Here is a 3,242-nt window from a genome sequence, read left to right as displayed (position 1 = left end):
TTCGTAAGGATTTGGAGCCACACACAAGTAGAGTAATTGTAAGCAAGCAAGTAATAACGCGATTGTATCAGTAGATACTAACGCAGCAAAAGGGCACCCGGGGGATGCCTTGGCTTCTACAGGCGAAGAAGGACGTGGCAAGCGACGAAACGCTGCGGGGACCAGCTGGCATGGGTTGATCCGCAGGTGTCCGAATGGGGAAACCCGGCGGTCTGAAGGACCGTCATCTAATTTCGATTAGAGGCTCACCCGCTGAACTGAAACATCTAAGTAGGCGGAGGAAAAGAAAACAATCAGTGATGGCGTCAGTAGTGGCGAGCGAACGCGTCGAAGCCCAAACCGGTCTGGTTACGGCCAGGTCGGGGTTGTAGGACTCGACATCAAGCAGAACAACAAACACGAATGGTCTGGGAAGGCCAACCGCAGGGGGTGAGAGTCCCGTAGTGGTCACGTTGGTCTGTGGGTTGAGTATCCTGAGTAGGGGGGAGCCGGAGGGACTCCCTCTGAAGCTGGCAGCACCATCTGCCAAGGCTAAACACTGTAGAAGACCGATAGGGAAGAGTACCGTGAGGGAAAGGTGAAAAGGACTGGGCGTACCAGGGTGAAATAGAACCTGAAACCGGGTGCTTACAAGCGGTTGGAGCTTCGTTGGTGGAGTGACAGCGTGCCTTTTGCATAATGAGCCTACGAGTAACGGTCACTAGCAAGGTTAAGAGTGTGGACACTCGGAGCCGAAGCGAAAGCGAGTCTGAACAGGGCGATCTAGTTAGTGGCTGTTGACGCGAAACTTGGTGATCTACCCATGGCCAGGTTGAAGGGGTGGTAACACACCGTGGAGGACCGCACCGATAAACGTTGAAAAGTTTCCGGATGAGTTGTGGGTAGGGGTGAAAGGCCAATCAAACTGAGAAATAGCTCGTACTCTCCGAAATGTTTTTAGGAACAGCGTCTAATGTTACCCCATGTGAGGTAGAGCGACCGATTGGATGCGGGGGTGTCATAGCCTACCAACTTCAGTCGAACTCCGAATGCGCATGGGGGTGTTGGGCAGTGAGGGGCAGGGTGCTAAGGTCCTGCTCCGAGAGGGGAACAACCCAGACCATCCGCTAAGGTCCCCAAGTGTGTGCTAAGTTGAACAAAGGTGGTCCGGCTGCCGAGACAGCCAGGAGGTTAGCTTGGAAGCAGCTATTCCTTTAAAGAGTGCGTAACAGCTCACTGGTCGAGCGGGGCGGGCATCGATAATAAACGGGCATCAAGCACATCACCGAAGCGGTGGATCATGACTCTTGAGTCATTGATGGTAGGAGAGCATACTGCGGGGGGTGAAGTTGAGGCGTGAGCCTTGGTGGACCGCGTGGTAGAGCAAATGTAGGCATAAGTAACGAGAATGAGGGTGGGAACCCCTCACGCCGTAAGACTAAGGGTTCCCGGGCGACGCCAGTCAACCCGGGGTTAGTCGGGACCTAATGGCTGAGCGAAAGCGGAGGTCAGATGGACAGCAGGTTAATACTCCTGCACTACCCAGCAGTGCGATACACTGACAAATTGATGGAGAGAGCGCGTCCTGCGGGAATAGGGCGCTGAGCAGCGGCTTCGGCCAAAGCGAGAGCTCAAAGTTGGTTTCAAGAAAAGGTGTTGACGCTCTAGCTGTTGGGTACCCGTACCGTAAACCGACACAGGTAGTTGGGGCGAATAGCCCAAGGCGCACGAGAGAATCATGGCCAAGGAACTCGGCAAGATGACCCTGTAACTTCGGGAGAAGGGGGGCCTCCTCAGCAGCAATGCTGAGAGGTTGCAGAGCAAAGGCCCAGGCGACTGTTTACCAAAAACACAGGACTCTGCCAAATCGAAAGATGACGCATAGGGTCTGACACCTGCCCGGTGCTGGAAGGTTAAGGGGGGGGCTTAGGGGTAACCCGAAGGTCTGAACTGAAGCCCCAGTAAACGGCGGCCGTAACTATAACGGTCCTAAGGTAGCGAAATTCCTTGTCGGGTAAGTTCCGACCTGCACGAATGGTGTAACGATCTGGGCACTGTCTCAGCCATGAGCTCGGTGAAATTGTAGTAGCGGTGAAGATGCCGCTTACCCGCCACGGGACGGAAAGACCCCGTGCACCTTTACTACAGCTTAACATGGGCGGCTGGTTGTCGATGTGTAGGATAGGCGGGAGGAGTTGAAGCGGTGTCGCCAGGCATCGTGGATCCAACCTTGAAATACCGCCCTTTGGCAACTGGCTGTCTAACCCCTTGGGGGACAGTGTTTGGTGGGTAGTTTGACTGGGGTGGTCGCCTCCGAAAGGGTAACGGAGGCTTCCCAAGGTTTGCTCAGGCCGGACGGTAATCGGTCGTGGAGTGCAATAGCAGAAGCAAGCTTGACAGTGAGGCAAACAGGCCGATCTGGTACGAAAGTAGGGTATAGTGATCCGGTGGTGCTGCATGGGTGGGCCATCGCTCAAAGGATAAAAGGTACGCCGGGGATAACAGGCTGATCTCCCCCAAGAGCTCACATCGACGGGGAGGTTTGGCACCTCGATGTCGGCTCGTCACATCCTGGGGCTGGAGAAGGTTCCAAGGGTTCGGCTGTTCGCCGATTAAAGTGGCACGCGAGCTGGGTTCAGAACGTCGTGAGACAGTTCGGTCCCTATCTGTGGTGGGCGTGGGATGATTGCGGGGATCTGGCCTTAGTACGAGAGGACCGGGCTGGACGCACCGCTGGCGGATCGGTTGTCGTGCCCGCGGCACGGCCGAGTAGCTACGTGCGGATTGGATAAGCGCTGAAAGCATCTAAGTGCGAAACCGGCCCCAAGATGAGTCATCCGTTAATAAAGGCTGTGGGAGACGACCACGTTGATAGGCGGCAGGTGGAGGTTCAGAAATGGATGGAGCCGAGCCGTACTAATGAGCCTGTCAGGTTAGTATCCTTATACTGGCATGATCGTCAGCTGGCTGGCTGACAAGGAGTACTATGATTGTGTGTGGCAGATTGCTTTCTTCTCGATGGGCAAAAGAATGACAAGGCATTACCAGGCCGACTCACCGAACCGGCAGGTTCAAGCAAGGTGACAAGGTATGGTTAGAGATATAGGAGGTTGGTGACGACGGGCGGGTGCACACCTTTTCCCATTCCGAACAGAGCCGTTAAGCCCCGCACTGCCGATGGTACTGGTGTCACGACCGGGAGAGTAGGCGGTCGCCACCCCTAGACATTAGATCCCCACTTCGAAAGAGGTGGGGATTTTTGT

The 3,242-nt window shown here is 55.2% G+C and carries 2 rRNA genes; both read left to right on the top strand.

Annotated features, from left to right (window positions below):
- The first annotated feature begins 74 nt into the window (after window positions 1–74).
- A 23S ribosomal RNA gene (locus J2I46_RS32445) occupies window positions 75–2,921 on the top strand.
- Window positions 2,922–3,088: 167 nt separating this feature from the next.
- Window positions 3,089–3,199: ribosomal RNA gene (gene rrf, locus J2I46_RS32440) — 5S ribosomal RNA — on the top strand.
- The last annotated feature ends 43 nt before the right edge of the window (window positions 3,200–3,242 follow it).

This window comes from Fibrella forsythiae, assembly GCF_017353175.1.
GTDB classification, from domain to species: domain Bacteria; phylum Bacteroidota; class Bacteroidia; order Cytophagales; family Spirosomataceae; genus Fibrella; species Fibrella forsythiae.
Note: the sequence above shows the minus strand (reverse complement) of the source record. Positions and strands in the feature narration are given on the sequence as shown.